Origin of the sequence: Pseudomonas sp. NFR02 (genome assembly GCF_900119375.1) — a bacterium.
GTDB classification, from domain to species: Bacteria; Pseudomonadota; Gammaproteobacteria; order Pseudomonadales; family Pseudomonadaceae; genus Aquipseudomonas; species Aquipseudomonas paracarnis.
On record NZ_FPJJ01000006.1, the window covers coordinates 336105 to 362538 of the forward strand.

24 protein-coding genes and 1 pseudogene are annotated in these 26434 nt (G+C 59.8%); 13 read left to right on the forward strand and 12 right to left on the reverse strand.

Annotated features, from left to right (window positions below):
* Positions 1 to 99: 99 nt before the first annotated feature.
* Genes BT199_RS19635 through BT199_RS19645 form a run of 3 tightly spaced genes read right to left on the reverse strand, consistent with a single transcriptional unit; the run spans position 100 to position 2603 of the window.
* Complete coding sequence (locus BT199_RS19635) at positions 100 to 870, reverse strand: MetQ/NlpA family ABC transporter substrate-binding protein (RefSeq protein ID WP_014716331.1); 771 nt, start codon at positions 868 to 870, stop codon at positions 100 to 102.
* Positions 871 to 921: 51 nt separating this feature from the next.
* Entirely contained in the window at positions 922 to 1596 is a 675-nt protein-coding gene (locus BT199_RS19640) for a methionine ABC transporter permease (RefSeq protein ID WP_003187354.1), read from the reverse strand.
* Positions 1596 to 2603, reverse strand: coding sequence for a methionine ABC transporter ATP-binding protein (locus BT199_RS19645; protein ID WP_014716332.1), 1008 nt, complete (start codon positions 2601 to 2603; stop codon positions 1596 to 1598). The genes BT199_RS19640 and BT199_RS19645 overlap by 1 nt, the downstream gene beginning before the upstream one ends.
* 265 nt (positions 2604 to 2868) lie before the next feature.
* Between BT199_RS19645 and katE the strand changes: the two genes are divergently transcribed.
* Positions 2869 to 5010: a catalase HPII gene (gene katE, locus BT199_RS19650; protein ID WP_060766945.1), complete on the forward strand. Its 2142-nt coding sequence runs from the start codon at positions 2869 to 2871 to the stop codon at positions 5008 to 5010.
* Between the two features lie 86 nt (positions 5011 to 5096).
* Here katE and BT199_RS19655 read toward each other — a convergent pair whose 3' ends face one another.
* From BT199_RS19655 to zur, 4 genes are read right to left on the reverse strand one after another with little or no spacing between them, the layout of a single operon-like run.
* Complete coding sequence (locus BT199_RS19655) at positions 5097 to 5816, reverse strand: PA5502 family lipoprotein (RefSeq protein ID WP_014716334.1); 720 nt, start codon at positions 5814 to 5816, stop codon at positions 5097 to 5099.
* A 37-nt stretch (positions 5817 to 5853) separates the two neighbouring features.
* A complete protein-coding gene (gene znuB, locus BT199_RS19660; protein ID WP_014716335.1) occupies positions 5854 to 6642 on the reverse strand; it encodes a zinc ABC transporter permease subunit ZnuB in 789 nt (262 codons plus the stop codon).
* Positions 6635 to 7405, reverse strand: coding sequence for a zinc ABC transporter ATP-binding protein ZnuC (znuC, locus tag BT199_RS19665; RefSeq protein WP_072435321.1), 771 nt, complete (start codon positions 7403 to 7405; stop codon positions 6635 to 6637). Before znuC ends, znuB begins: the two co-directional genes overlap by 8 nt.
* Positions 7405 to 7887, reverse strand: coding sequence for a zinc uptake transcriptional repressor Zur (gene zur, locus BT199_RS19670; RefSeq protein WP_014716336.1), 483 nt, complete (start codon positions 7885 to 7887; stop codon positions 7405 to 7407). Before zur ends, znuC begins: the two co-directional genes overlap by 1 nt.
* Positions 7888 to 7945: 58 nt before the next feature.
* Between zur and BT199_RS19675 the strand changes: the two genes are divergently transcribed.
* A complete protein-coding gene (locus BT199_RS19675) occupies positions 7946 to 8875 on the forward strand; it encodes a zinc ABC transporter substrate-binding protein (RefSeq protein WP_072435322.1) in 930 nt (309 codons plus the stop codon).
* A 107-nt stretch (positions 8876 to 8982) separates the two neighbouring features.
* On the opposite strand, the gene BT199_RS19680 is transcribed toward BT199_RS19675, so the two are convergent.
* Both BT199_RS19680 and BT199_RS19685 read right to left on the reverse strand, forming a co-directional pair.
* Entirely contained in the window at positions 8983 to 9936 is a 954-nt protein-coding gene (locus BT199_RS19680; RefSeq protein WP_014716337.1) for a homoserine kinase, read from the reverse strand.
* A gap of 56 nt (positions 9937 to 9992) precedes the next feature.
* Positions 9993 to 10283 (reverse strand): DUF2782 domain-containing protein, encoded by a 291-nt coding sequence (locus tag BT199_RS19685; RefSeq protein WP_014716338.1) that lies wholly within the window; start codon positions 10281 to 10283, stop codon positions 9993 to 9995.
* Positions 10284 to 10357: 74 nt separating this feature from the next.
* On the opposite strand from BT199_RS19685, the gene polA reads away from it, so the two are divergent.
* A complete protein-coding gene (gene polA / locus BT199_RS19690; RefSeq protein WP_038448371.1) occupies positions 10358 to 13153 on the forward strand; it encodes a DNA polymerase I in 2796 nt (931 codons plus the stop codon).
* 271 nt (positions 13154 to 13424) lie between these two features.
* Here the strand turns inward: polA and yihA are convergent, their stop codons facing one another.
* On the reverse strand, positions 13425 to 14066 hold the full coding sequence (gene yihA / locus BT199_RS19695) for a ribosome biogenesis GTP-binding protein YihA/YsxC (RefSeq protein ID WP_003187369.1): 642 nt from the start codon (positions 14064 to 14066) through the stop codon (positions 13425 to 13427).
* Positions 14067 to 14258: 192 nt separating this feature from the next.
* Between yihA and BT199_RS27545 the strand changes: the two are divergent.
* From BT199_RS27545 to BT199_RS19725, 6 genes and pseudogenes are all read left to right on the forward strand, one after another.
* Positions 14259 to 14466: pseudogene (locus BT199_RS27545) on the forward strand (cytochrome).
* Positions 14467 to 14499: 33 nt separating this feature from the next.
* Entirely contained in the window at positions 14500 to 15126 is a 627-nt protein-coding gene (locus BT199_RS19705) for a c-type cytochrome (protein ID WP_014716340.1), read from the forward strand.
* A 167-nt stretch (positions 15127 to 15293) separates the two neighbouring features.
* Complete coding sequence (gene dsbA, locus BT199_RS19710; RefSeq protein ID WP_014716341.1) at positions 15294 to 15929, forward strand: thiol:disulfide interchange protein DsbA; 636 nt, start codon at positions 15294 to 15296, stop codon at positions 15927 to 15929.
* A 10-nt stretch (positions 15930 to 15939) separates the two neighbouring features.
* Complete coding sequence (locus BT199_RS19715; RefSeq protein ID WP_003187377.1) at positions 15940 to 16818, forward strand: endonuclease/exonuclease/phosphatase family protein; 879 nt, start codon at positions 15940 to 15942, stop codon at positions 16816 to 16818.
* The gene (locus tag BT199_RS19720; protein WP_072435323.1) at positions 16815 to 18875 is read left to right on the forward strand and encodes a GGDEF domain-containing protein; all 2061 of its coding nucleotides are present in this window, start codon (positions 16815 to 16817) and stop codon (positions 18873 to 18875) included. The genes BT199_RS19715 and BT199_RS19720 overlap by 4 nt, the downstream gene beginning before the upstream one ends.
* Before the next feature lie 89 nt (positions 18876 to 18964).
* A complete protein-coding gene (locus BT199_RS19725; RefSeq protein ID WP_014716344.1) occupies positions 18965 to 19741 on the forward strand; it encodes an N-acetylmuramoyl-L-alanine amidase in 777 nt (258 codons plus the stop codon).
* A gap of 113 nt (positions 19742 to 19854) precedes the next feature.
* On the opposite strand, the gene BT199_RS19730 is transcribed toward BT199_RS19725, so the two are convergent.
* The gene (locus tag BT199_RS19730) at positions 19855 to 21642 is read right to left on the reverse strand and encodes a KinB sensor domain-containing domain (protein WP_020301401.1); all 1788 of its coding nucleotides are present in this window, start codon (positions 21640 to 21642) and stop codon (positions 19855 to 19857) included.
* A 10-nt stretch (positions 21643 to 21652) separates the two neighbouring features.
* A complete protein-coding gene (algB, locus tag BT199_RS19735; RefSeq protein ID WP_014716346.1) occupies positions 21653 to 22999 on the reverse strand; it encodes a sigma-54-dependent response regulator transcription factor AlgB in 1347 nt (448 codons plus the stop codon).
* Positions 23000 to 23388: 389 nt separating this feature from the next.
* Between algB and BT199_RS19740 the strand changes: the two genes are divergently transcribed.
* The 4 genes from BT199_RS19740 (at position 23389) to gltP (ending at position 26429) form a co-directional block, all read left to right on the forward strand.
* Positions 23389 to 23673 carry a hypothetical protein gene (locus BT199_RS19740; RefSeq protein WP_072435324.1) on the forward strand — a complete coding sequence of 95 codons (285 nt, stop codon included), beginning with the start codon at positions 23389 to 23391 and terminating at the stop codon, positions 23671 to 23673.
* Positions 23674 to 23750: 77 nt separating this feature from the next.
* Entirely contained in the window at positions 23751 to 23915 is a 165-nt protein-coding gene (locus tag BT199_RS19745; RefSeq protein ID WP_003187386.1) for a DUF1328 domain-containing protein, read from the forward strand.
* A gap of 2 nt (positions 23916 to 23917) precedes the next feature.
* Positions 23918 to 24385, forward strand: a complete 468-nt coding sequence (locus BT199_RS19750) for an inhibitor of vertebrate lysozyme family protein (protein WP_072435325.1) — start codon at positions 23918 to 23920, stop codon at positions 24383 to 24385.
* Positions 24386 to 25097: 712 nt separating this feature from the next.
* The gene (gltP, locus tag BT199_RS19755) at positions 25098 to 26429 is read left to right on the forward strand and encodes a glutamate/aspartate:proton symporter GltP (protein ID WP_003187390.1); all 1332 of its coding nucleotides are present in this window, start codon (positions 25098 to 25100) and stop codon (positions 26427 to 26429) included.
* The last annotated feature ends 5 nt before the right edge of the window (positions 26430 to 26434 follow it).

Here is a 26434-nt window from a genome sequence, read left to right on the forward strand (position 1 = left end):
GGGAATGCAGTTAGGGGCGCTCTGCGTCCCCAAGCGTGACCCAGAGCGTCACAAGAGGCGTTCCCACGCAGAGCGTGGGAACGATCAGATCAGGAGAGATCAGAACGCTGGCTTGATCGCGCCTTTGTACTTCTCTTCGATGAATTTCTTCACTTCAGGCGTGTGCAAGGCTGCAACCAGCTTCTTCACCGCGTCTGCATCCTTGTTGTCTTCGCGGGTCACCAGGATGTTCACGTAAGGCGAGTCGTTGCCTTCGATCACCAGGGCATCCTTGGATGGGTCCAGCTTGGCTTCCAGGGCGTAGTTGGTGTTGATCAGCGCCAGATCGACCTGGGTCAGCACGCGCGGCAAGGTAGCGGCTTCCAGTTCACGGAATTTCAGGTTTTTATCGTTGCCGGTGATGTCCTTGATGGTCGACAGGATGTTGGTCGGGTCCTTCAGGGTGATCAGGCCGTTCTTGGCCAGCAGCAACAGCGCACGGCCGCCGTTGGTGGCGTCGTTCGGGATCACCACGTTGGCGCCGTCAGGCAGGTCGGCCAGTTTTTTGTACTTGCTGGAGTAAGCGCCCAGAGGTTCCAGGTGCACAGCGCCGACGCTCACCAGGTGAGTGCCTTTGGCTTTGTTGAATTCATCCAGGTACGGCTGGTGCTGGAAGAAGTTGGCATCCAGGCGCTTTTCAGCCACCTGTACGTTCGGCTGCACGTAGTCGGTGAAGACTTTGACCTTCAGGTCCACGCCTTCTTTGGCCAGGGCAGGCTTCACGAATTCGAGGATTTCGGCGTGAGGCACCGGCGAAGCAGCGACCGTAATGGTCTCGGCGTGGGCGGAAAACGCAGCCACGGCGGCGAAGGCAACCAGTAGTTTTTTCATCCAGCAAGCTCCTTGTTCGGGCATCTGCCGGCTGCGCGCCGGCAATGGCCGTTATTTACGAGAAAAGTGCACCACCAGCCGGTCGCCGACGGTTTGCAGAATTTGCACCAGAATCAACAGCATCACCACAGTGACCACCATCACATCGGTCTGGAAGCGCTGGTAGCCAAAACGGATTGCCAGGTCGCCCAGGCCGCCAGCACCGACCACGCCAGCCATCGCGGTGTAGGAAACCAGTGTAATAGCCGTCACCGTAATCGCCGCGAAGATGCCAGGGCGGGCCTCGGGCAATAGGGCATTGGTGATGATCTGGCGGGTGGTGGCGCCCATGGCCTGGGTGGCTTCGATGATGCCACGGTCCACTTCGCGCAGTGCGGTTTCCACCAGGCGCGCAAAGAATGGCGTAGCGCCGACGACCAACGGTGGGATCGCACCGGCAACACCCAGCGACGTGCCGGTGATCAGTACCGTGAACGGAATCATCACGATCAACAGAATGATGAACGGCAGCGAGCGCAAGATATTCACGATCAGCGACAACAGCGCGTACAGGCCTTTTTGTTCGAACAGCTGGCGCGGGCTGGTCAGGAACAACAGCACGCCCAGAGGCAGGCCCAGCAGCACGGTGAAGAACAGCGAGCCGAACAGCATGGTCATAGTGTCGCCGGTGGCGAGCCAGATTTCAGACCAGTCGATATTGGCGAAGAAACTCAGGAACACGTCCATCAGCGCAGCACCTCCATGTGAACGTCTGCGGCGGTGAAGCGTGCAAACGCAGCTTCCATGTCACCGCCGGTGACGGCGAGGGTCAGTTGCCCGTAAGGGATGTCTTTGATGCGGTCGATACGACCGGCAAGAATGCTGTAGTCCACACCGGTTTCCCGTGCGACGGTACCCAGCAGTGGCGCGTAGGTCGCGTCTCCTTGGAACGTCAGGCGCACGATACGGCCTGGCACATGGGCAAAGTCGTCGCGCTGCTCGCCTTCGTCCACCTGTTCGGCTTCTTGTACGAAGCGCTTGGTGGTCGGGTGCTTGGGGTGCAGGAACACGTCGGCCACCGAGCCTTGCTCGACGATCACCCCGGCGTCCATGACGGCGACCTGGTCGCATACGCGGCGGATCACGTCCATTTCATGGGTGATCAACACGATGGTCAGGTTCAACTCGCGGTTGATCTCGGCCAGCAGTTGCAGGACCGATGCCGTGGTTTGCGGGTCGAGGGCGCTGGTGGCTTCGTCGCACAGCAGGATTTTTGGCTTGGTCGCCAGGGCTCGGGCGATGCCGACGCGCTGTTTCTGGCCGCCGGACAACTGCGCCGGGTACTTCTTGGCGTGGTCCGACAAGCCGACGCGGGCGAGCAGCTCAGCCACACGTTGGTCGATTTCCTTGCGCGACAGTTCACCGGCGAGCGTCAGCGGCAGCGCGACGTTGTCGGCCACGGTCTTGGACGCCAGCAAGTTGAAGTGCTGGAAGATCATCCCGACCTGCTGACGGAAGCGGCGCAGGCCGTTGGCATCCAGGGCGGTGACTTCTTCACCGTCGACCGTGATCTGCCCGCCGCTGGGTTCTTCCAGGCGGTTGATCAGGCGCAGCAGCGTGCTTTTACCCGCACCCGAGTGGCCAATCAGGCCAAACACCTGGCCATTGGCGACGCGCAGGCTGGTGGGGTGCAGGGCGGGGATATCCTTACCGGCGACGCGGTAGGTTTTATGGACGTTTTGAAACTCGATCACGTAGCGAACCTTGTGGGGCGCATTGAAAAGGGATCAGCGGTTAGCCGGGCGCGCATTTTAGCCTGTCCGTATAGCGTTTCTTAGCATTTATTTCGTATTCATCCAGTCATTTGGCAATAACGCGATCAAAGGTCATAAAAAAGGAACGGTGCAAAACCGCGTCAGTCACTACTTAAGCAACTCGATTTCCCAGGTGCCGTGCCTGGGGTTTTGCTCAAACGAGCCGGGGACCGCTCTGGCCACTTTGAATAAGGAGTTTTGACTGATGAGTACCAAGAAGCCAGCCACCCCGCCGAAGAGTGAACTCGCGGGCACTGATACCCTGGACCGTGGCAACACCAACGCCAAGCTGCAGGCGTTGGAAGAATTCCGTTCCGATGCAACCGGCCAGGCCCTGCGCACCAACCAGGGCGTGAAAATTTCCGATAACCAGAACAGCCTGAAAGTCGGCGCTCGCGGCCCGTCGCTGCTGGAAGACTTCATCATGCGTGAAAAGATCACGCACTTCGACCATGAACGCATCCCTGAGCGCATCGTGCATGCCCGTGGTACGGGGGCCCATGGCTATTTCCAGAGCTACGGCGACCATTCGGCGCTGACCAAGGCAGGTTTCCTGCGCACGCCTGAGCATAAAACCCCGGTGTTCGCGCGTTTTTCCACGGTGCAGGGCCCGCGTGGCTCCGGCGACACCGTGCGTGACGTTCGCGGTTTTGCCGTGAAGTTCTTCACCGACGAAGGCAACTTCGACCTGGTGGGCAACAACATGCCGGTGTTCTTCATCCAGGATGCGATCAAATTTCCTGACTTCGTCCACGCGGTGAAACCCGAGCCTCATAACGAGATTCCTACCGGCGGTTCGGCCCACGATACGTTCTGGGACTTTGTTTCGCTGCAACCGGAATCCGCGCACATGGTGATCTGGGCCATGTCCGACCGCGCCATTCCAAAAAGCCTGCGCGCCATGCAGGGCTTTGGGGTACACACCTTCCGTTTGATCAATACCGAAGGTAAGTCCAGCTTCGTGAAGTTCCACTGGCGTCCAAAAGTCGGCACCTGCTCGCTGGTATGGGATGAGGCGCAAAAGCTGGCCGGTAAAGATACGGACTACCACCGTCGTGACCTGTGGGAAGCGATTGAAAGCGGCGATTACCCCGAGTGGGAGCTGGGCGTGCAGATCGTGGCCGAAGAAGACGAGCACAAGTTTGATTTCGACTTGCTCGACCCGACCAAGATCATTCCAGAAGAACTGGTACCGATCACGCCGCTGGGCAAAATGGTGCTCAACCGTAACCCGGACAACTTCTTCGCTGAAGTCGAGCAGGTTGCGTTCTGCCCGGGCCACATCGTGCCGGGCATCGACTTCACCAACGACCCATTGCTGCAGGGCCGTCTGTTTTCCTACACCGATACCCAGATCAGCCGACTGGGCGGGCCGAACTTTCATGAGATTCCAATCAACCGGCCTGTCGTGCCTTTCCATAACGGCCAGCGCGACGCTCAGCATCGCACCGTGATTGATAAGGGTCGTGCGTCCTACGAGCCAAACTCTATTGATGGTGGTTGGCCGAAAGAAACCCCTGCTGGTCCTACCGATGGTGGCTTTGAGTCCTACTACGAGCGCGTCGATGCCAACAAAGTACGTGAGCGCAGCGAATCCTTCGGTGACCATTTCTCCCAGGCGACGCTGTTCTACAACAGCATGAGCCACCACGAGAAAGAGCACATTATCGCGGCCTACAGTTTTGAGCTGGGCAAGGTGGAGCGCGAGTTCATCCGTGCGCGCCAGGTCAACGAGATCCTGGCCAATATCGACCTGGAGCTGGCCAAGCGCGTTGCGCAGAACCTCGGCTTGCCGGCGCCGACCAAGGGCACCGTGCCTGCCCGTGAAACGTCGTTGAAAGAATCGCCAGCCTTGAGCCAGGTGAATTTGCTATCGGGTGACATCAAAACGCGCAAAGTGGCGATTCTGGCAGCCAACGGCGTTGATGGTGCGGCCATTGACGCGTTAAAAGCCGCGCTTGAAGCTGAAGGCGCCCATGCCAAGTTGCTGGGGCCTACTTCGGCGCCGGTAACCACCGCGCAGGGCAAGACGCTGCCGGTCGACGCCTCCATGGAAGGCATGCCGTCCATTGCCTTCGACGCAGTGTTTATCCCGGGTGGCAAAGAGTCCGTGAAGGCGCTGAGCGGTGATGGCGTGGCGTTGCATTACGTACTGGAAGCCTACAAACACCTGAAGGCGATTGCGGTAGCCAGCGATGTGAAGCCGTTGCTGGACCTGCTGAAACTGGAGGAGGATGCGGGGTTGATCGTGGGCGCGGATGCCAAGGCGTTCAAAGCGTTTTTTGCGGCGATTGCCCAGCATCGGGTGTGGGAGCGTGAGCCGAAATCCAAGGCGATTCCGGCTTAACTTATCGGTTGTTTGTTAGGTCGTCATCGCAGGCAAGCCAGCTCCCACACTGTTCAAATGTGGGAGCTGGCTTGCCTGCGATGCTTTTAGTCCGCCTTGCGCGGAATCAGCACAACCTGCGCCGGAATATGTTTCAGGATTTGCCGGTGAATCTTCAGGTCATACCCCGAATCAATCCGCTTGACCCGCTTGGTCAGTAACGTGGCCAGCCACGGGTAATCCTGGGTGCGTGGCACCTGGATGCTGACGTCGCACTGGTAATTCACCACATCGGTGGCGATGGCGTCCAACTGATGGCGCATGTCTTCAACATCCGCAAGGTTCAGCGCCACGGTGGTGCTCGGCGCTGCCGGGTCGATGACCTTGGCGGCAGGCTTGGCCTCAGCGGCTTTCAACGCAGCTTCTGCCTGGTCCAATTCGGCTTTGCGCGCATGGCTGATGGCGCTGTTGACGCCACCGGTCAGCGCAGGGGCCTTGGGCATCAAAGCGCGGGCGCGGCTCAGGGCCGTGGCTGCCGCGTTGACGTCGCCTTTTTGCAGCACGATCTGGCTGCGTTGCAGGTAGGCTTCGGCCAATTGACGCTGGTAGGCCTCAAGTGCCGGGTCATTGGGCGATTGGGCCTGCAATGCAGCCAGCTGGTCTTCGGCGGTGGCCAATTCGCTGCTGGCCAGGTTTTGTTCCAGCTGCGCGATGGCCGCAGCCCGCGGATCCGGAGCCTGGGGGGCAGCGGGCGGCGTACTTTGGCAGGCGCCCAGCAGCAGTGAAAATGCGGCAAGGAGCAGATAACGGGAGGTGAACGGCTTCATTCCTGCGACTCTCTATTTGCGCAAAAAGCGAGCAAGTCTACACCCCTCGACGGGGCAGGACAAAACTCAGCAGAAACAGGGCGGCCGCCGTAACCACAATCGACGGCCCGGCCGGTGTGTCCTTGAACCAGGACAGCGCCAGGCCACCACACACTGCAAGCATCCCCAGGAGGCTGGCGCCAATCGCCATCTGCTCCGGAGAGCGAGCGTGGCGCTGGGCGGCGGCGGCTGGAATGATCAGCAGCGACGTGATCAACAATACGCCGACAATCTTCATCGCGACAGCAATCACCACGGCGATGAGCAACATCAAGGCCATACGCAGGCCTGCGACGGGCAAGCCTTCTACCTTGGCCAGTTCTTCATGCACGGTGATCGCCAGCAACGGGCGCCACAGGGCCACCAGCAACGCCAGCACCGCAGCGCTGCCGCCGAGGATCCAGGCCAGGTCGGTCGGGCTGATCGCCAGCAGGTCGCCGAACAGGTAGGCCATCAGGTCGATGCGCACTTCATGCATGAAGCTCAGCACCACCAGGCCCAGAGACAAGGTACTGGGCGCAAGGATGCCCAGCAGTGTGTCGGAGGCCAGTGGCTGGCGTTGCTGCAGGGTCACCAGCAGCACGGCTAGCAGCAGGCAGCCGACGGTCACGGCGATGGCCGGGCTTACATCCAGCAGAAAGCCCATGGCCACGCCCAGCAAGGCAGCATGGGATAAGGTGTCGCCGAAATAGGCCATGCGTCGCCACACCACGAACGAGCCCAATGGGCCCGCCACCAGTGCCAAAGCCAAGCCTGCCAGCAGGGCGTAGAGCAGAAAATCAGCCATGCTTGCAGCTATCTCCATGAACGTGGGGGGTATCGACGACGGCGCCATGCAGGTCATGGGCGTGGTCATGGTGGTGATGGTAGATCGCCAGGCTCTGGGCGTTCTTGCCGAACAGCTCCACGAACGCCGGGTCGCCACTGACCTGTTCCGGGTGGCCGGAGCAGCACACGTGGCGGTTGAGGCAGACCACTTGGTCGGTGGTGCTCATGACCAGGTGCAAGTCGTGGGAGACCATCAGTACGCCGCAACCATGGCGGTCGCGCAGGCGGGTGATCAGGCTGTACAGCTCGGCCTGGCCGGCGACATCGACACCTTGCACGGGTTCATCGAGTACCAGCAGCTCGGGCTCGCGCAGCAAGGCGCGGGCCAGCAGCACGCGCTGCATTTCGCCGCCGGAAATACTTTGCACCGGGTTGTCGATGACGTGTTCGGCGCCGACTTCCTTAAGCGCAGCCTGGGCGCGGGTGCGGTCTACGCCAGGCACCAGGCGCAGGAAGCGCAATACGGAGAGCGGCAATGTCGGGTCCACATGCAGCTTTTGCGGCATATACCCCACGCGCAGCTTGGGCTTGCGCCAAACCGTGCCGCTGTGGGGCTTGAGCAGCCCGAGTACGGCGCGCACCAAGGTGGTCTTGCCAGCGCCGTTGGGGCCGATCAAGGTGACGATTTGCCCCGGTTCCACGCTCAGTGCGATGTTCTCCAGCACGTTTTGCCCGGCGAACGTGACCCCGACCTGCTCCAGGCGGATTAACGCATTGCTCATCAAACCCCCTGGCAGCCTGCGCACAGGCCGACCACTTCGACCGTTTGCCCTTCGACCTTGAAGCCGACGTCGGCAGAGCTTTTGATAATGGCGTCGCTGATGCTTTTTTGTTCAAGCTCAATGGCGGCGTGGCACTCGCGGCAGATCAGGAACTGGCCCTGATGCGCGTGCTCCGGGTGGTTGCAACCGACAAAGGCGTTAAGCGAGGCGATACGGTGCACCAGGCCGTTTTCCAGCAGGAAATCCAATGCACGGTAAACGGTGGGCGGCGCGGCGCGGCGGCCGTCCTGCTCGCTGAGGACGCCCAGAATGTCGTACGCGCCCAAAGGCTTGTGGCTCTGCCACACCAGCTCCAGCACCCGGCGACGCAAGGCAGTCAGGCGCAAGCCTTTCTTTGCGCACAGGGTGTCGGCCTCTGACAATGCGGTGTGCACGCAGTGAGAGTGGTCGTGGGGACGGCTGGCAAGCGGTGTTTTAGGCATGAGCGGCGACAGATATTTGATAGAGACGTTATTATGTTACCCGTTCCTACGCCATCGAGTGGTCATCGTGTCCCGACTTTTTCCCGTTTTTGTCGTATTTGTCACCAGTTTGTTCGTTGCGGGTGCCGCTCAGGCCGAGGTCAAGGTACTGACGAGCATCAAGCCGTTGCAACTGATTGCCGCTGCCGTGCAGGACGGCGTGGCTGTTCCAGAGGTATTGCTGCCGCCGGGGGCGTCGCCGCACAACTTCGCTTTACGCCCATCCGACGTACGGCGTGTGCAGTCGGTGGACCTGCTGTACTGGATCGGGCCGGACATGGAAACGTTTTTGCCGCGTGTGCTCAAAGGCCGTACGGCGCCAACGGTGGCCGTGCAGGACCTGCCAGGCATGAAACTGCGCATCTTCGGCGAAGATAGCCATTCACATGCCGATGAAGCCGACGAACATGACCATGATCACCGCCCAGGCAGTGTGGATGCGCACCTGTGGCTGTCCACGGTCAATGCACGTGTGATCGCCGCTCGGATGGCGGCCGATCTGAGCGCTGCCGACCCAGCCAATGCCGAGCGTTATCAGAGCAATGCGAAGGCCTTCGAAGAACGCCTGAACGCGCTGGATGAGCGCCTGAAGCAGCGTTTGGCGGGCGTTGATGGCAAACCTTATTTCGTGTTCCACGAAGCCTTTGATTACTTCGAAGAGGCGTACGGTTTGAAGCATGCTGGCGTGTTCAGCGTGGCCGCCGAAGTGCAGCCGGGCGCGCAGCACGTAGCGGCGATGCGCGCGCGTTTGCAGGACGTGGGCAAGACTTGCGTGTTCAGCGAGCCGCCGTTGCGACCTCGCTTGGCCGAAACCCTGGTGGCCGGGTTGCCGGTGAAGTTGGCGGAATTGGATGCGTTGGGTGGCTATACGCCGGCTACCGCGCAGGGTTATGAGCAGGTGCTGGAAAAACTCGGCAATGATCTGGCCGGTTGCCTGGAGTCGCTCTAACAGGTAACACAAAACTCCTGTGGGAGCGGGCTTGCCCGCGATAGCGTTGGCTCAGTTGATACCGCTATCGCAGGCAAGCCAGCTCCCACATTGACCGAGTCGGTCTTTTAAAGCGCGAACGGTAGATGGAGCGTGACCTGCTGACGCTGCGCCAGGCGATGCTCGAACTCAGCCGGGTCGTGAATCAACACATCCTGCCCGGCAAATGACTCGGCCGCGATCAGCCGGGACAGCCAGAACCGTACGCACGCCACGCGCAGCATGGTCGGCCATAGCTCGGCTTCCTTCGCGGTAAACGCTCGTAGCCCCGCGTAAGCGCCCAGCAGCGCCCGGGCACGGTGACCGTCAATCACGCCATCGGCATCCGAGCACCAGTCATTCAAGGCGATTGCCACGTCGTAGAGCATCGGCCCCGAACAGGCGTTGTAGAAGTCGATCAGGCCCGTCAGGTGCGTGCCTTCAAACATCGCGTTATCGCGAAACAGATCGGCGTGCACATTCGCTCGTGGCAGGCCGAGGATGTCAGCCTTGTGAGCGTCGATCTCGGCCAGCGCATCGCGCAACAGGCGTTGCTGGGCCTCGTTGAGGTGCGAAATAAGCTGCGCGCCCTCGCTGAGCATCCACGCCAGGCCGCGGTCGGTCTTGCGTTCAAGTACCTTTTCGCCCTGGGTGGCCAAGTGCAGGTGGCCGAGCAGTTCGCCAACCTGGGCGCAATGCTGCGCATTGGCCTCCTTGATGTGCTTGCCCGCCAGGCGCGGTTGCAGCAAGGCCGGTTTGCCCTTGAGTTCGCGCAAAGCGATACCGTCGGTGGTACGCAGGGCGTACGGCACAGGCAGATCGGCGTCGTGGAGCACGTCAAGCAGTTCGATGAAGAACGGCATTTCTGCCACCGGGCCACGCTCAACCAGGGTCAGGACGAATTCACCCTGTTCCAGGCTGATAAAGAAATTGGTGTTTTCGCTGCCGGCGGCAATCCCCTGGAAATCAAGCAGGCGGCCGAGCCCGTAAGGGGCGAGAAAGGTTTCCAGCTCGGGCCGAGCCAGGGGGGTGAACACAGACATGGTTAAAACTGCCGTTACGGGCGCTGCGGTGGGCAGCGCCGGTTAAAATTAAGAAATCATTTCCATTCGAAGATCTTCCATGACGGGATCAGCATATCCGGCTGGTCAGAGCGGATGAAGTTCGCGTCGGTGCCGTCCGCACGTACCAGAAAGTACGGTGGTGCGCCCTTCGGGGTGACTTTGATTGCGTACAGAAAGCCGTTTTGGCGGTATTCCTGGATGGTTTTGTCGCCTTCCGTGCGAATGGTAACTTCCGGATCACCTCCAGGGGCACTGTCTGCCGCCGTGGCAGCCATCGGAGCGAGTGCAATCAAACCGGTCAACAGCAGGCGATTGAATGTACGCATGATAACCTTGTCCCTTTGTTTTCATTGGTCCGGCTATTCTAGCGCCTGACCCGCCGAAAAGGTTGATCCTGCTCATGAGCCAAGCGCCCCTCGTCCTGGTGGACGGTTCTTCTTATCTGTACCGCGCCTTCCACGCGCTGCCACCGCTGACCACCTCCAAAGGCCTGCCCACCGGTGCGGTCAAGGGCGTGTTGAACATGCTCAAAAGCCTGCGCAAGCAGTACCCGGACAGCCCATTTGCCGTGGTTTTCGATGCCAAGGGTGGGACGTTTCGCGATGAGATGTACGCCGAATACAAAGCCAACCGCCCGAGCATGCCCGATGACATGCGCCTGCAGATCGAGCCGCTGCATCAAAGCGTGATCGCTCTTGGCTTCCCGTTGCTGTGCGTCGAGGGCGTTGAGGCCGATGACGTGATCGGCACTCTGGCCCGCAGCAGCGCGGCCGCCAGCCGCCCGGTAGTGATCTCGACCGGTGACAAAGACATGGCGCAGTTGGTGGACGGCCACATTACCTTGGTCAACACCATGACCGGTAGCTCGATGGACATCGAGGGCGTTAAGGAGAAATTCGGTGTCGCTCCGGAGCAGATCATCGACTATCTGGCGTTGATGGGGGATTCGTCCGACAACATTCCCGGCGTCCCGGGCATTGGCCCCAAGACCGCCTCTGGCTTGCTGGTAGGGGTCAATGGCGGCCTCAAAGAGCTTTATGAGCAGCTGGATATTGTGCCGACCCTGCCCATCCGTGGGGCCAAGACCCTGCCGGCCAAGCTGGAAGAGCATAAGGAGATGGCATTCCTGTCTTATCAGTTGGCGACGATCAAGATCGATGTGCCGCTGGATATCGGGTTGGATGATTTGCACCTGATCGAACCGGATCGCGAAAAGCTGCTGGAGCTGTACACGCTGCTTGAGTTCAAAAGCTGGTACGACGAGATCCAGCGCGATGCCAAGCGTGTCGAGCTCAAATCGGCGAGCGAAGTTGCGCCTGCCGCCGAAATGCCGGTCGAGGCTGTTATATCGGTACCGGTAGAGGCCGTTTACACCACCATTCTGGACCAGGCCACCTTCGACGTGTGGCTGAAAAAACTCCACGATGCGCCGTTGTTTGCTTTCGACACCGAAACCACCGGCATCGACGCCCAGCAGGCGCAATTGGTCGGGGTCTCGTTTGCTGTGCAGCCCCATGAAGCCGCCTACATCCCGCTGACCCATTCCTATATCGGCGCGCCGGATCAATTGGACCGCGACACCGTGCTGCTGGCCCTGAAACCGCTGCTGGAAGACCCGACCAAACTCAAGGTGGGCCAGCACGCCAAGTTCGATATGAACATCCTGGCCAACTGCGCCATTGGCGGCGACCCTGCCCAGGGCATTACCGTGCGCGGCATTGCCTTCGACACCATGCTTGAATCCTACGTGCTCAATTCCACCGCGACGCGGCACGATATGGACAGTCTGGCGAAGAAGTACCTGGACCACGACACGGTCAGCTTCCAAGACATCGCCGGCAAAGGTGCAAAGCAACTCACGTTCGACCAGATCGCCCTTGAGCAAGCCGGCCCCTACGCGGCCGAAGATGCCGACGTGACCTTGCGCCTGCATCAGCACTTGTACGCGCAACTGGCCGCGATCCCGACCCTGGCCAGTGTGCTGACGGACATCGAGATGCCGCTGGTGCCGGTGCTGGCACGCATCGAGCGCCAGGGCGCACTGGTAGACAAGGACCTGCTCGGCATCCAGAGCATCGAGCTGGGTAACAAGATGGTCGAGCTGGAGCGCCAGGCGTACGAGATCGCCGGTGAAGAATTCAACCTGGGTTCGCCCAAGCAGCTCGGGGCGATCCTGTACGAGAAGCTCGGCATGCCGGTGCTGAAGAAAACCGGCAAGGGCCAGGCATCCACGGCTGAGGAAGTACTGGCCAAACTGGCCGAGGATGATTTCCCGCTGCCCAAGGTACTGATGCAGTACCGCAGCATGAGCAAGCTCAAAAGTACCTATACCGACCGCCTGCCGGAACAGATCAACCCGCGTACCGGGCGTATTCATACGTCCTACCATCAGGCCGTCGCGGCGACCGGGCGCTTGTCCTCCAGCGATCCGAACCTGCAGAACATCCCGGTGCGCACCGCCGAGGGGCGGCGCATTCGCCAGGCGTTTGTCGCGCCCAAGGGTTACAAGCTACTAGCGGCGGACTATTCGCAGATCGAGCTGCGGATCATGGCGCATTTGTCCAAGGACGAAGGCTTGATGAACGCCTTCCGCAATGACCTGGACGTGCATACGGCCACGGCGGCCGAAGTGTTCAAGGTCGAGTTGAATGAGGTCACGTCCAACCAGCGCCGCAGCGCCAAGGCGATCAACTTCGGCCTGATTTACGGCATGGGCGCCCAGAAGCTGGGTAAGGACATCGGCGTCGATACCAAGACCGCCAAGGCTTACATCGATGTGTACTTCGCCCGCTACCCAGGGGTGCGCGAATACATGGAGCGCACCCGCGCCCAGGCGGCGGATCAGGGGTATGTCGAAACGTTCTTCGGACGACGGCTGTACTTGCCGGATATCAACTCCAACAAGCCCCAAGAGCGCGCGGCGGCCGAGCGCACGGCGATCAACGCGCCGATGCAGGGCACGGCGGCGGACATCATCAAGAAAGCCATGGTGCAGGTGGATAACTGGCTGACCGAGTCGGGCCTGGATGCCAAGGTTATCCTTCAAGTGCACGACGAATTGGTGCTGGAGGTGCGTGAAGACTTGGTCGCGCAGGTCAGCGAGAAGATTCGCGAGCATATGAGCGCGGCGGCGCAGTTGGACGTGCCTTTGGTGGTGGACGTAGGCGTAGGCGATAACTGGGACGAGGCGCACTGATTCTGCGGCTTTGCCATCATCGCGAGTGGTGGCGAAGCGGTTTAGAGCGCAAACGGGGGTCAGTTATTTCCAATAGTTTTTTGAGCCTGTCGGAACTTAACCTGTGAACTGCCACTCAGAGTTACTGAATGGGTGGTGAAGCCCTTCAATGCTCCTATGTTGTGTTAAGTGTTGGCAGATAATTCCGGACCCCGCCCTAGCGGTCCGGAACTTGAACCCCGAACTTCCCCTCCCCAAAAGAAGTCCGGGGTTTTTTTTGCCCGCAGAAAAGTTATTCGGCGATTTCTGCGCCCTTGTCCGCCAACTCCATCCAGCCGGCCAGTACGGTGTAGGCTTCTTCCAGGCCCATGCGCTTGGGGGCGGAGAACAGTTGAATCGTAATGGTATCGCCCCAGCCCTTACGGATTTCGGACTGAACTTTGAGCAGGGTGTTCTTGGCTGCGCCGTAGGTGAGCTTGTCGGCCTTGGTCAGCAAAATGTGCATCGGCATGCCGCTGGCGACAGCCCAGTCGAGCATCAGCAAGTCGAAGTCGGTCATTGGATGACGGATATCCATCATCAGAATCAAACCCTTCAAACTCTCGCGACCACCCAGGTAAGCCTCAAGGTGACGCTGCCAGTGCAGCTTCAGCGGGATAGGTACTTTTGCATAACCGTAGCCCGGCAGGTCGACCAGACGCCGATCATCGTCTAGCTTGAAGAAATTGAGTAGTTGCGTGCGGCCCGGGGTTTTCGAGGTGCGCGCCAGGCTGGCGTGAGTCAGGGTGTTCAGTGCGCTGGATTTACCGGCGTTGGAACGGCCGGCAAAGGCGACTTCAAAGCCCTCGTCATCGGGGCATTGGTCCACTTTGGCGGCGCTGAGCATGAAGGTGGACTGTTGGCACAGGCCGAGGATGGGGTTCTTGAGTTGCATGAGATTTCCGATGTGGGCGGTGCCGAGAAAGGGTGCGGCAAGCGGTGTCGTTTCCGTTTCAGTAGCGCCAGTATATAATGCCGCAGATTTTGTGTGTGCTTTGTCCCAGCGAAGGATGAGGTTCACGGGAGCGAAAGACCTTTATTGCGCATTAGAACGCAAAACGCTCTCAAACCCTGAATAGGTCGATGTATGGACCGACGGTTGCTCGCTTCTGCTGCCCTGATTCCGCTTTACGGCGCTCAGGCTACACAGGATCAACCGAGTTTGCATGGTCAGGCTGACGCAGTGCGTGACCCAGGGTTTCAAGGCAATGCCGCCGCGTGGTTTGTGCATGGACTGCAGTACTGAGGATTACCAGGCCGTCATTGATTTGATGGTGAGTAAACCCGGTAGATAACTCTTAAACCCTTAGCCGTAGTTGGATTAGCTGATGAACAAACTGATCGTGAGTCTGCTGTTGACCTTGGGCATCACAGGCGCTGCCGTCGCTGCAGAGGGCCCCGTCAAAGGTGATGCCACTGCCGGTCAAGCGAAGGCCGCCGTGTGTGGTGCCTGCCACGGGCCGGATGGTAACAGCCCGGCGCCGAACTTCCCCAAACTGGCCGGCCAGGGTGAACGTTACCTGAGCAAGCAGATGCACGACATCAAGGACGGCAAGCGCACGGTGCTGGAAATGACCGGCCTGCTGACCAATCTCAACGATCAGGACCTGGCGGACCTCGCGGCGTATTTTGCCAGCCAGAAGGGCAGCGTGGGAGCTGCCGATCCTAAACTGGTCGCCCGCGGAGAGCAGTTGTTCCGTGGCGGTAACCTGGAAAAAGGCTTGCCTGCCTGCACCGGTTGCCACTCGCCCAATGGCGCAGGCAACGCTGCCGCAGGCTTCCCGCACCTGAGCGGCCAGCACGCCACCTACATCGCCAAGCAGTTGACCGACTTTCGCAAAGAAGAAGCCGGCCGGGCCAACGATGGGGACGCCATGACTATGCGCACCATCGCTCGCAAGCTGAGCGACGAAGACATCGCAGCCCTCTCCAGTTATATCCAGGGCCTGCACTGACGGGGCTGGGCGTTAACGCTCGATTAATCCCGCGATGCAAGCATAAAAAGGGTGGCTCAGGCCGCCCTTTTTTGTGGCCGCTGCCGTTACACTAACGAACTCATGTCCGCGTAGACCTGTCACAACAAAGGTCGCGTGAGGCGACTTTATTTGTCCAGGAGTAAAGCATGCGTAATCTGATCCTCAGCGCCGCTCTCGTCACTGCCAGCCTCTTCGGCATGACCGCACAAGCTGCCGATGTGCCGCTTGAAGCCGGTAAAACCTATGTTGAGCTGTCTAATCCGGTTCCGGTTGCGGTACCCGGCAAGATCGAGGTGGTGGAGCTGTTCTGGTACGGTTGCCCGCATTGCTACGCGTTCGAGCCGACTATCAACCCATGGGCTGAAAAGCTGCCCAAGGACGTTAACTTCCGTCGCATTCCCGCCATGTTCGGTGGCCCATGGGACGCCCACGGCCAACTGTTCCTGACCCTGGAAGCCATGGGTGTTGAGCACAAGGTCCACAACGCCGTCTTCGAAGCGATCCAGAAACAGGGCAAGCGCCTGACCAAACCGGACGAAATGGCTGACTTCGTTGCTACTCAAGGTGTCGACAAGGACAAGTTCCTGGCGACCTTCAACTCTTTCGCTATCCAGGGCCAGATCAAACAGGCCAAGGAACTCGCGCAGAAGTACGGCGTGCAAGGCGTTCCCACGCTGATCGTCAACGGCAAATACCGTTTCGACCTGGGCAGCACCGGTGGTCCTGAAGCGACCCTCAACGTTGCTGACCAACTGATTGCCAAAGAACGCGCTGCCAAGTAAGGGGCTCGCCATGCGCCGCTGGGGTACCGAGCGTGTCGTTGGCCTGCATGAACCGCAGGTCAACGAGCATCACCTGGAGTCCACAGGCCTGCCGGCAGATAGCCGCTTGCGCCTGCTCAGTTTCAATATCCAGGTGGGCAACAGTACCGAGAAGTATCGGCATTACCTCACGCGTGGCTGGCAGCACCTGCTGCCCCACAAGGGGCGTACCGGTAACCTGCAGAAAATCGGCGACCTGCTCAGCGACTTCGACTTGGTCGCGCTGCAGGAAGCCGACGGCGGCAGCCTGCGCTCCGGCTATATCAACCAGGTGGAACACCTGGCTCAGCTGGGCGCCTTCCCGTACTGGTATCAGCAACTCAACCGCAACCTGGGGCGCCTGGCGCAGCACAGCAATGGCGTACTCAGCCGCCTCAAACCCACGGCTATTGAAGATCACCCCTTGCCAGGCCCCAAAGGGCGCGGGGCGATCCTTGTGCGTTTTGGCGAAGGCCCGGAAGCCTTGGTGGTGGTGATGATGCACCTGGCCCTAGGGGGGCGTACGCGCAACCTGCAACTGGCCTATGTGCGTGAATTGATTGGTAACTACAAGCACCAGGTGCTCATGGGTGACATGAACACCCATGCCAACGACCTGCTGCAGAATTCTCCGCTGCGCGACCTTGGGTTATTGGCGCCGCAAGTCGAAGCCACGTTTCCCAGCTGGCGCCCGCAGCGCTGTCTTGACCATATCCTGCTCAGCCCAAGCCTCACACTGGAAAGTGTGCAAGTGCTGGCGCAGCCCATTTCCGATCACCTGCCGGTCGCGGTAGAGATTCGTCTGCCGGGTTCGCTCACGGCTGATGCATTACCCGCGTTGAGCCCAGGCCCTCGCGGACCCCTTGCATGAGCGACGACGCCCAGCGCTGGAAAGAGAAATACCTCCAGAGCATCGAGCAACAAGACAAACTCGAACGCCGCTGGGCTGCCCGCCTCGATTTGCTGCGCCGCGGGCTAGTGCGCAGCACGCTGGCCGCCGAAGGCACCGACCGAGCTGTCGACCAATGCATGAAGGAAATGCGCGATGTCGTGCGCACGGACGACATGGATGCTGCCCTCGCCGCTTTACTGCCACGCCTGGAAAAGGCCGTGCTGGATTCGGAGCAGCGCCGCGAAACCCGCGTCGACCAGATCAGCGCCGCGCTCACCGCCTTGGTCACCCAGTTGCAAAAGCTGCCGCTGCCCCGCGAGGTGGCTCGTCCGCTGAAAACCTTCGCCAAGCAACTCGATGGTCGCGTGGCGCAAGCGCGGGAGATACCGCTGCTGCTCAGTGAGCTGAGCAGCCTGCAGGGGCAGGCGCTGAATAATCTGGAGCCTGAAGGCGAACCCGCACGCCCAGGCCCGGGTCTGTTGCAACGCCTGTTCGGTAGTAAAGAGGCCGCCAGTGAAGCGCTCCCGGTTGACGCGGAGCCACTGCCGGCAGCGCAATTGGCACCGCCAAAGCCTGCAGCGCCCACACCCGCGCCCGAACCGGAAGAACCTGCGCAATCGGAAGAATTGACCCAAGCCTTGCGTGCCTTTGCACCGCTGTCACCTACGCCCGTGGCCTTGAAGCCTGCGCCTGTTGCAGCGGCCGGAGGGCAAGAGGTCGCCAGCGACACGCCGTTATTCGACGCTCCAGAGCTGCCGTCGATTGCGGCGCCTGCGCAATTATCTGAACCCGACGTGCAGGCGCCTCCGGTTGCGGAGCCTGCTCAAGAAAGCGCACTCGCCGCCTTTATCGAACCGCCGCCGGTTCCAGTCGAAACGCCGGATGAAACCACCATCGGCAGCCTGTCGCTGCCCCCTGTGCTGGAAGGTCCCGAGCCCGACGAACTGCAACCGGACGGCACCTACGCTCTGCCTGATTCGCCTGAACCGTCCTATAGTTCGGTGGCCAAGCACATTGAAGGCACTTTGCTCGGCCTGCTGGAAGACCTTTCCCTGCCTGAACGTCACCAGCCCCAGGCCGAGGCGATGCGTGAGCGTCTCGCCCATGGTTTGAATTGGTACGAACTGCTGCCGATCCTGGATGACCTGGCCGTGCTGATGCTGGCGGTCACCGACAGTGGCCAGCATGAGTTCGAGGCTTATCTCAAGCAGCTCAACGAGCGTCTCGAGGCATTCCAGGGTCATCTGCAGGTCGCCAGCGAGGGCCACGCCGACAGCAGCCTGGCCGCGCGGGAGTTGGACACGCAGATTCGCGAGCAGGTCGACGGCCTGCAAAGCAGCGTGCAGGACGCTGCCGACCTGGACAGCCTCAAGCAGGTGCTCGAAAGCCATCTTGAAGGCTTGCTCGGCACCATGGATGAACACCAGCAACAGCGTGACCTGCGCGAACAGGAAGTGGCCGCACGCCTCAAAGGTCTGGCTGAACGCGTGGCCCATATGGAGCAGGAGGCCCAGGGCTACCGCGAGCACCTGGAGGTACAACGCCAGAAGGCCTTGCTCGATCCGCTCACCGGGTTGCCCAACCGTGCGGCGTGGAGCGAACGCCTCGATTACGAAGTCAACGCCTGGCATCAGCGCGGTAACAGCCTGTCGCTGGCCATGCTCGACCTGGACCACTTCAAACGCATCAACGACGGCTACGGTCACCTGGCAGGGGACAAAGTCTTGAAGATCATCGCCAATGTGCTGAGCAAGCGCCTGCGGCCGACGGACTTCATCGCGCGTTTTGGCGGTGAAGAGTTTGTGCTGCTCATGCCCGACTCAGCTTTGGCGGATGCCCTGGCCGTAGGTGAAGTATTGCGTGAGGCCATTGCCGCGTGCCCGTTCCACTTCAAGGGTGAACCGGTAACGATCACGGTGTCCATGGGCGTGGCGCAGTTTCAACCCGGCGAGCGCAGTGACCTGACGCTCAAGCGTGCCGACGAGGCGCTCTACAGGGCAAAGGCTGCAGGACGTAATCAGGTGCAGGCGGCATAAAAGATGTTCCATTTTGTAATTTGACCGCTTGGCCGTGAGTCGTACGTTACACTGTTGCATTATCGTCTTTCAGTGTAATGCCTCTCGCCATGAAATCCTTGTATATCGCTTTAGCGTTTCTTCTGCTCGCCGGCTGCGCCAGTGGCCCGCGCCTGAACACCAGCCATCCTTCGGTTAACCACGACAACCGCGTGCAGTTCGTTGTGGTGCATTACACCTCGACCAACCTTGAACGTTCCCTGGCGCTGTTGACCCATGGCCAGGTCAGCAGTCATTACCTGATCGGCGACGACGCCTCCGGCACCATCTACAAGCTGGTGGATGAAAGCCAGCGCGCCTGGCACGCGGGGGAAAGCGAGTGGATGGGGCGCACCTGGCTCAATTCCAGCTCCATCGGCATCGAGATCGTCAACCCAGGGTTCAGCGATACCCCCACGGGGCGTGTGTGGTACCCGTATTCCGAAGCGCAGGTGCAGTCGCTGATCGTGCTGCTCAAGGACATCAGCAAGCGCAATGGCATCGACCCCAAGAACATCATCGGGCACAGCGACATCGCCCCACTGCGCAAGCTGGACCCAGGCCCGTTGTTCCCTTGGAAACGCTTGGCGGCAGAAGGTCTGGCCGTGTGGCCGGATGCCCAGGCAGTGGCCCGGTTCCAGGTGCAGTACGCCGCGCAGTTACCAAGCATTACCTGGTTCCAGGAAGAGCTGGCGCGCCTGGGCTACCAGACGCCGCAGACTGGCGAGTTGGATGTGGCCACGCGGCACGTCATCGCCGCGTTCCAGATGCGCTTCCGGCCATCGCTGTTTGATGGCACTCCGGATGCTGAAAGTGCCGCAATCCTGCGGGCCTTGAATCACCGCTGATGGTGTAAAAATAATAATGTAGGAGCGAGCTTGCTCGCGAAGAACGCATAGACGACGCGGGCTGCCTGACAGCACAGCGTTATCGTTGACGTTTTTCGCGAGCAAGCTCGCTCCTACAGGGGTAATGCCATATAGAACTGCGTACCCTGCCCCGGCCGCGAGTACACACCCATGCGGCCGCCGTGCAATTGCACGATTTCCTTGCACAGTGCCAAGCCCAGGCCCGCACCGCCCTTCTTGCGGCCCACCTGTACAAAGGGCTCGAAGATCCGCCCTTGCTGGCCGTAGGCAATGCCTTCGCCGTTATCCTCGACGCTGATAATCACCCGCTCACCATGCCGTCGTGCCTGCAGACGAATCTGCCCGCCTTCGGCGGTGTGGCGCAGGGCATTACCCAGCAGGTTGTCGAGCACCCGCTCCAGTTGCACTTGGTCGGCATACAGCCGTGGCAATTCAGGTTGAGCTTCTACCAGCAACTCAATGTGCTGGGCGTTCGCAGGCTCAGCAAATCGGGCCCGTGCGTGCTCCAGCAAGTCAGTGACATCGCACGTCCCCAGGGTGAGTTTTTGCAGGCCGTTCTGGTAACGCGAGAAGTTGAGCAGGTCATTGATCAACTGCATCAGGCGCTGCATCTCTTCATTGACCGTATCCAGCAGGTCCGCCTCGCGGGAGTCCGGTGGGAACTTGGCCCGCTCACGGAACAAGCCGAAGGCCATGTGCATGCCGGTAACCGGGGTGCGCAGCTCATGGGAGGCGCGCAACACGAACTCGCTGCGCACCCGTTCGAAGGCGCGCTGTTCTGTCACATCATGCAGCACCATCACGGCCCCGAGAATGTGCCCCTGTGTATGGCTAACCGGGGTCAGGCTGTAGGTCAGCAGGCGTAACTCACCCTCGACTTCCACCTCCAGATCATCCGGGGCCCGCTCCAGGTTGCCGCCGCGTAGCACCAGTTGCAGCTGTTCATCCATTTCCGCGCGACCCATGGCTTCGCCAAGCCCTTGACCCAGCCGCTCCTCATCCCAGCCCAATTGGCGCTGCGCCACAGGGTTGAGGTGCTCCAGGCAGCCTTGGCGATCAATCATCAACAGGCCGTCATCGATACTGTCGAGCACCGCTTGCAGGCGCTGCTGGCCGGCCAGCAGCTCATCGATGTTAGTGGCCTGATGTTGGCGCAACGCTTCGGCCATGATGCCGAAACGGCGGGTCAGCAGGTTCATTTCCGCTGCGGAGGAGATCGGCAGCGTGACTTCAAAGTCGCCCTGCCCGATCTTGTCGGCGGCCTTGGCCAGGGCCTCGATGGGACCACCGAAACGCCGGGCGATGCCATGGGCCGTGACGAAACCGATGATCAGCACCGCGAGCCCCACCAGCCCGAGCAGGCCCGCTATCAACAAGGCGCGCTCACGGGATTTATGCTCACTGGTACTGATATTTTCCAGCGCCCGCTTGTGTTCGGCAATCAAGCCGTTGCGCAGTATGTTGAAGGTTTCGGTGAGCTTTTCCTTGCTGCCCGCAGGCGGTGATGCCTGTTGGGATTGGTCAAACGCATTGAGCAGATTCTGGTAATCCGAGCGTGCCTGGCTGAAACCATGGTTTTTGCCGTCGGCCTGTTCATGGGCGATGCCCTGGTCCAACAGATCGAAATAATGCTGCTTTGAGGCTTGCAGGGCGTCTGGGTCGGGACGCTTCTCCAGCATCATGATCAACTGGTCGCCCAGGCTCTGACGCAACTTGAGCCCCAGGTCCAGGGTGATGAAATTACTGCGGATCAACGATTCCTGGGTCTTGGCCATTTGCATGACGCTGACCAAGCCCAGGATCAACCCCAGCAAAGCCACGGTAATCAACGCTGAGATGCTCAGGAATAACCGGGTGCGCAGTTTCATCGCGAGCTTCATAAAGTCCTGTTCAAAGGTTGTACTGCTTGCGTTTGCGGTACAGCGTCGACGCATCGATGCCGAGTGTGCGGGCCGCTTGGTCCAGCGTGTCGCTGGTCGCAAGTACGGCGCCGATATGAGCTTTTTCCAGCTCGTCCAGGCTCAAAGCCGCTCCGATACGCGGTGCATTGTTGGCCGGTTGCTCGGCCATCCCCAGGTGGCTGATCTCCACCTTTTCCTGAGGGCAGATGATGCTGGCGCGTTCCACCACGTTACGCAGTTCGCGGATGTTGCCGGGCCAGCGATAGTTGAGTAGCGCTTCGCGGGCATTATCACTGAAGCCGCGTGCCGGGCGTGCGTATTCCTTGACGAAGCGGGCAAGGAAGCGGTCAGCCAGGGTCAGGATGTCTTCACTGCGTTCGCGCAGCGGCGGCAAGTGCAAGGTGATGACATTCAGGCGGTAGAGCAAGTCTTCACGGAACCGGCCATCGCGCACCATGTCTTCCAGGTTCAGGTTGGTGGCTGCGAGGATGCGCACGTCGGCGCGGCGAGTGACCGGGTCGCCCACGCGCTCATACTCTTTGTCCTGGATAAACCGCAGCAACTTGGGTTGCAACGTGAGGGGGAAATCGCCGATCTCGTCGAGAAACAGCGTGCCGCCGTCCGCCTGATTCACTCGGCCCAAGGTGCTTTCACTGGCGCCGGTGAACGCGCCGCGGCTGTGGCCGAACAGTTCGCTTTCCATTAGTTCGGCGGTCAGTGAGGGGCAGTTGATGGTCACGCAGGACTTCTTCGAGCGTTTGCTCCAGCCGTGTATCGCCCGGGCCAACTCACCTTTACCGGTGCCGGACTCGCCGAGGATCAAGATGTTGGCGTCCGTTCCGGCCACCTGCCGCGCGGTTTCCAACACCACCATCATGGCCGGACTATGGGAGTCGAGGCCGTCTTTGGGCTGGCGCACTTCGCCTTCCAGTGCTTCCAACCGCGCTGAGAGCTGACGCACTTCCAGTTGCTTGGCGGTAGCCAGGCGCAATTGGTCTGGGCTGCAAGGTTTGACCAGGTAGTCGGCGGCGCCAGCCTGGATGGCGTCCACGGCGGTATCCACAGCCGAATGGGCGGTCACAATCACCACGCGCATCCACGGAGCCTGCACGCGCATCTGGGCCAGCACGTCCAGGCCATTGTCCTCGCCCAGCCGCAGGTCGAGGAAGCACAGGTCGAACACCTGACGCTGCATCAGGGCATCGGCCTGTGCGGCGCTGTTCGCGGTGGCGACGGTGTAGCCCTCATCTTCCAGGCAATAGCGGAAGGTGCGCAGGATCGCGGATTCGTCATCCACTAAAAGAATGCGGCCTTGAAGTTCCTTGGCTGAATCCATCTGTCCCGCACTCCTTAACTATAAATGTGATGGTGTTTAGTCCCGGAATAATCGGGCAAGTTGCATGGTTTATTCTGATTCATAAAAGGCTTCTTCGTGCAGCTATCTGTGCGCCTTCCTGCAGACGTGGTTTGCGGACATTTTCAGGGCTTATTGCTCTTCGACCCTTCGATGTGTGCGCCAAGTGTCTGGTTCCGTCTACTGGGCATCGTGCATTTCGCACGGCCTATACCGAGGCATCGTGCAGGATGCTAGGCGATGATTCCATCGATCAAGTATAACTTATTGATTTTATTAGGTTTTATTTTGCAATAAAGCTGGCATGCACTCTGCAATATCTCCCCCAAGAGCGTAATGAACGAATAATCAGAATGCGGGAGTAATGCTGTATGACTCGCCAAAGCTTCAGCCAATTGCGTGTATCGCCGCTGCGCTTGCAGCAGGGCCTGTTCGCCAGCCTGGCGTTGATGGTCACGTTGATTGCCGGCCAGCAGTTGCAGCATTGGCAGGAGCGTGCGCAGCCAGCCCCGCAATTTGAACGTCCCGTCATGACCCAGACCCATTTCCGTTCCATTGGCAGCGCCAGCGCCGATGTGACTGCCCCGCAATTGAGCCTGGTAGATCAGGGTTCCACTCTGGTCGAACTGCCGGCCCATGACCGTTGGGTGTTCTAGGCAAAAAACGTCGCTTATGTTGAGCGACTGCACGGCATCACCGCTGTTACCCCTATAGAAGCATAAGGAGAATCACCATGTTGAGTTGGGCAATCACATTTCTGATCATCGCCATTGTGGCCGCAGTCCTGGGCTTCGGTGGTATCGCGGGCACCGCCACCGGCATCGCCAAGATCCTGTTTGTGGTCTTCCTGGTGATGTTTATCGCTTCGTTCTTCTTTGGTCGCAAAGGCCGAGGTTGAATATGGTCAGCCTGCCTTTTAAAGCCCTTGCTGCTGCCCTGCTGTTGGGCGCCAGTGGCCTTGCCTTGGCCGCCAATGACGGCCAATCCCGGGCTAACGAATTGCTCAGCGCGGATCCGCAGTACCGTGAAACCTGGCAAGACGTGGTGAAGAAAGAGGAACGCCTGCCCGAATGGGTGATGAACCTGTCGGGCACTTCCGAGCAAATGAATGCCGTTGAGGAAGATGGCGACAAGTATTTGGTCGGGCCGCTCTGCGAAACCGCAGACACCTGCCTGAACAAGCGCCTGATCGTCGCCTTCAGCCTCGACAAGGAAGATGCCTACGCCATGTTGGTGGAAGTCCCGGCTGGTTTGCCAGCGGACAAGTCGCCGACACGGCACGCCGATTACCGTTTTCTCGGTAAGCCGGACGAGGGTATGCAAAAGCTGCTGATGGAGCAGCTCAAGAAAGACCCGAATTGGTACTAGGTTCCGTCTGACGGAGCTGGCGTCCATAGAAGGAAGCCCTTGTGCTTCTTTCTGTTTGCATCGCTCCTTGAGTGATGCATGACCAGGGGGCCGGGTTGCTCTGATCGATCAGGATCGGCGTGACCTACGGGTACAGGGAGTACCTGCGCAAGGGCCGGGTCAGGCGAAAAGCTGCGACGCAAGTTCACAAGACCTCAAGCTTGCTGAACTTGCGGCGGGCTTACGACTCTCATCCCCGCGTTTCATGCCGCTCATAGCCGCCGTTTTGCTTTTTGCCTCTGGCCAACCATTACCGGGTATGTCGGTGTGACCATCTATCGAGAATTTTTCATCGGCGCTATAGGATCTTTCTGGCGCTAGGTGATGGATTTCTCAGACATTTCTGCCAATCAATCCGAGTCGTCCAGTATCTCTGCGCGAGCCTGATTTAGCCGCTCAACGGCATATTCACCCGCCGGAATGGCAGATACGAACTGACCGTTTGGACAAATTATTTCAAAAAAAGCCATGCCGATTCGGCATGGGGTAGGCGTTTACGGCATTAGACGTCGCTCCCTTGCATGGGAATAGTTGCGCCTTTTTTCGCCTGCCAGTAAGCCATTTCGGCCACGCTGCGGTGACCTTCCATGGAGGCAGATGCACACACTTTTTCGCTTTCGAGCGTTGCAGCTGGCGCATTTGCCGTAAGTCCACTTGAAGCAAGGGTAATGACATGAAGAAGGCAAAGCTAAGCCTCGCCTGGCAGATCCTCATCGGTTTGGTACTGGGCATTGCAATCGGTGCAGTACTCAACCATTTCAGTGCTGAAAAGGCCTGGTGGATCAGCAATGTGTTGCAGCCGGCGGGCGATATCTTTATCCGCCTGATCAAGATGATCGTGATCCCGATTGTGATTTCTTCGCTGATCGTCGGTATCGCCGGTGTAGGCGACGCGAAAAAGCTCGGTCGTATCGGCGTCAAAACCATCCTCTACTTCGAAATCGTCACCACCATCGCCATCGTGGTGGGCCTGTTGCTCGCCAACCTGTTCCACCCAGGCGCTGGCATCGACATGAGTACCCTGGGTACCGTGGATATCTCCAAGTACCAGGCGACTGCCGCCGAAGTGCAGCATGAACATGCGTTCATCGAAACCATCCTCAACCTGATCCCCTCGAACATCTTCGCCGCTGTTGCCCGTGGCGAGATGCTGCCGATCATCTTCTTCTCGGTGCTGTTCGGCCTGGGGCTGTCGAGCCTCAAGCCTGAGCTGCGCGAGCCGCTGGTGACCATGTTCCAGGGCGTGTCCGAGAGTATGTTCAAAGTCACCCACATGATCATGAAGTACGCCCCTATCGGTGTATTCGCGCTGATCGCGGTGACGGTCGCCAACTTCGGCTTCGCCTCGCTGCTGCCGCTGGCCAAGCTGGTGATCCTGGTTTACGTCGCGATCCTGTTCTTCGCCTTCGCGGTCCTGGGTTTGATCGCCCGCCTGTTCGGCTTCTCGATCCTCAAGCTGATCCGCATCTTCAAAGATGAGTTGGTATTGGCTTACTCCACCGCCAGCTCCGAAACCGTGCTGCCGCGTGTGATCGAAAAGATGGAAGCCTACGGCGCGCCGAAAGCGATCTGCAGCTTCGTGGTGCCGACCGGTTATTCGTTCAACCTCGACGGTTCGACCCTGTACCAGAGCATCGCAGCAATCTTCATTGCCCAGCTGTATGGCATCGACCTGTCGATCGGCCAGCAATTGATGTTGGTACTGACCCTGATGGTGACCTCCAAAGGCATCGCCGGCGTGCCGGGCGTGTCCTTCGTGGTGTTGCTGGCGACGCTGGGCAGCGTGGGCATCCCACTGGAAGGCTTGGCGTTTATCGCCGGTGTCGACCGTGTGATGGACATGGCGCGTACCGCCCTGAACGTGATCGGCAACGCCTTGGCCGTACTGGTTATCTCCCGTTGGGAAGGCATGTACGACGACGCCAAGGGTGAGCGCTATTGGAATTCCTTGCCGCACTGGCGCAGCAAGGAAGCCCTGCCTACGGCACAAGCCACCCGTAGCTGATTGCA

Bases quoted from the DNA above. Each gene is read 5' to 3' on its own strand.
- BT199_RS19635 (WP_014716331.1), bottom strand. From the start codon at position 870: ATGAAAAAACTACTGGTTGCCTTCGCCGCCGTGGCTGCGTTTTCCGCC.
- BT199_RS19640 (WP_003187354.1), bottom strand. From the start codon at position 1,596: ATGGACGTGTTCCTGAGTTTCTTCGCCAATATCGACTGGTCTGAAATC.
- katE (WP_060766945.1), top strand. From the start codon at position 2,869: ATGAGTACCAAGAAGCCAGCCACCCCGCCGAAGAGTGAACTCGCGGGC.
- BT199_RS19655 (WP_014716334.1), bottom strand. From the start codon at position 5,816: ATGAAGCCGTTCACCTCCCGTTATCTGCTCCTTGCCGCATTTTCACTG.
- znuB (WP_014716335.1), bottom strand. From the start codon at position 6,642: ATGGCTGATTTTCTGCTCTACGCCCTGCTGGCAGGCTTGGCTTTGGCA.
- znuC (WP_072435321.1), bottom strand. From the start codon at position 7,405: ATGAGCAATGCGTTAATCCGCCTGGAGCAGGTCGGGGTCACGTTCGCC.
- zur (WP_014716336.1), bottom strand. From the start codon at position 7,887: ATGCCTAAAACACCGCTTGCCAGCCGTCCCCACGACCACTCTCACTGC.
- BT199_RS19680 (WP_014716337.1), bottom strand. From the start codon at position 9,936: ATGTCTGTGTTCACCCCCCTGGCTCGGCCCGAGCTGGAAACCTTTCTC.
- BT199_RS19685 (WP_014716338.1), bottom strand. From the start codon at position 10,283: ATGCGTACATTCAATCGCCTGCTGTTGACCGGTTTGATTGCACTCGCT.
- polA (WP_038448371.1), top strand. From the start codon at position 10,358: ATGAGCCAAGCGCCCCTCGTCCTGGTGGACGGTTCTTCTTATCTGTAC.
- yihA (WP_003187369.1), bottom strand. From the start codon at position 14,066: ATGCAACTCAAGAACCCCATCCTCGGCCTGTGCCAACAGTCCACCTTC.
- BT199_RS19705 (WP_014716340.1), top strand. From the start codon at position 14,500: ATGAACAAACTGATCGTGAGTCTGCTGTTGACCTTGGGCATCACAGGC.
- dsbA (WP_014716341.1), top strand. From the start codon at position 15,294: ATGCGTAATCTGATCCTCAGCGCCGCTCTCGTCACTGCCAGCCTCTTC.
- BT199_RS19715 (WP_003187377.1), top strand. From the start codon at position 15,940: ATGCGCCGCTGGGGTACCGAGCGTGTCGTTGGCCTGCATGAACCGCAG.
- BT199_RS19720 (WP_072435323.1), top strand. From the start codon at position 16,815: ATGAGCGACGACGCCCAGCGCTGGAAAGAGAAATACCTCCAGAGCATC.
- BT199_RS19725 (WP_014716344.1), top strand. From the start codon at position 18,965: ATGAAATCCTTGTATATCGCTTTAGCGTTTCTTCTGCTCGCCGGCTGC.
- BT199_RS19730 (WP_020301401.1), bottom strand. From the start codon at position 21,642: ATGAAGCTCGCGATGAAACTGCGCACCCGGTTATTCCTGAGCATCTCA.
- algB (WP_014716346.1), bottom strand. From the start codon at position 22,999: ATGGATTCAGCCAAGGAACTTCAAGGCCGCATTCTTTTAGTGGATGAC.
- BT199_RS19740 (WP_072435324.1), top strand. From the start codon at position 23,389: ATGACTCGCCAAAGCTTCAGCCAATTGCGTGTATCGCCGCTGCGCTTG.
- BT199_RS19745 (WP_003187386.1), top strand. From the start codon at position 23,751: ATGTTGAGTTGGGCAATCACATTTCTGATCATCGCCATTGTGGCCGCA.
- BT199_RS19750 (WP_072435325.1), top strand. From the start codon at position 23,918: ATGGTCAGCCTGCCTTTTAAAGCCCTTGCTGCTGCCCTGCTGTTGGGC.
- gltP (WP_003187390.1), top strand. From the start codon at position 25,098: ATGAAGAAGGCAAAGCTAAGCCTCGCCTGGCAGATCCTCATCGGTTTG.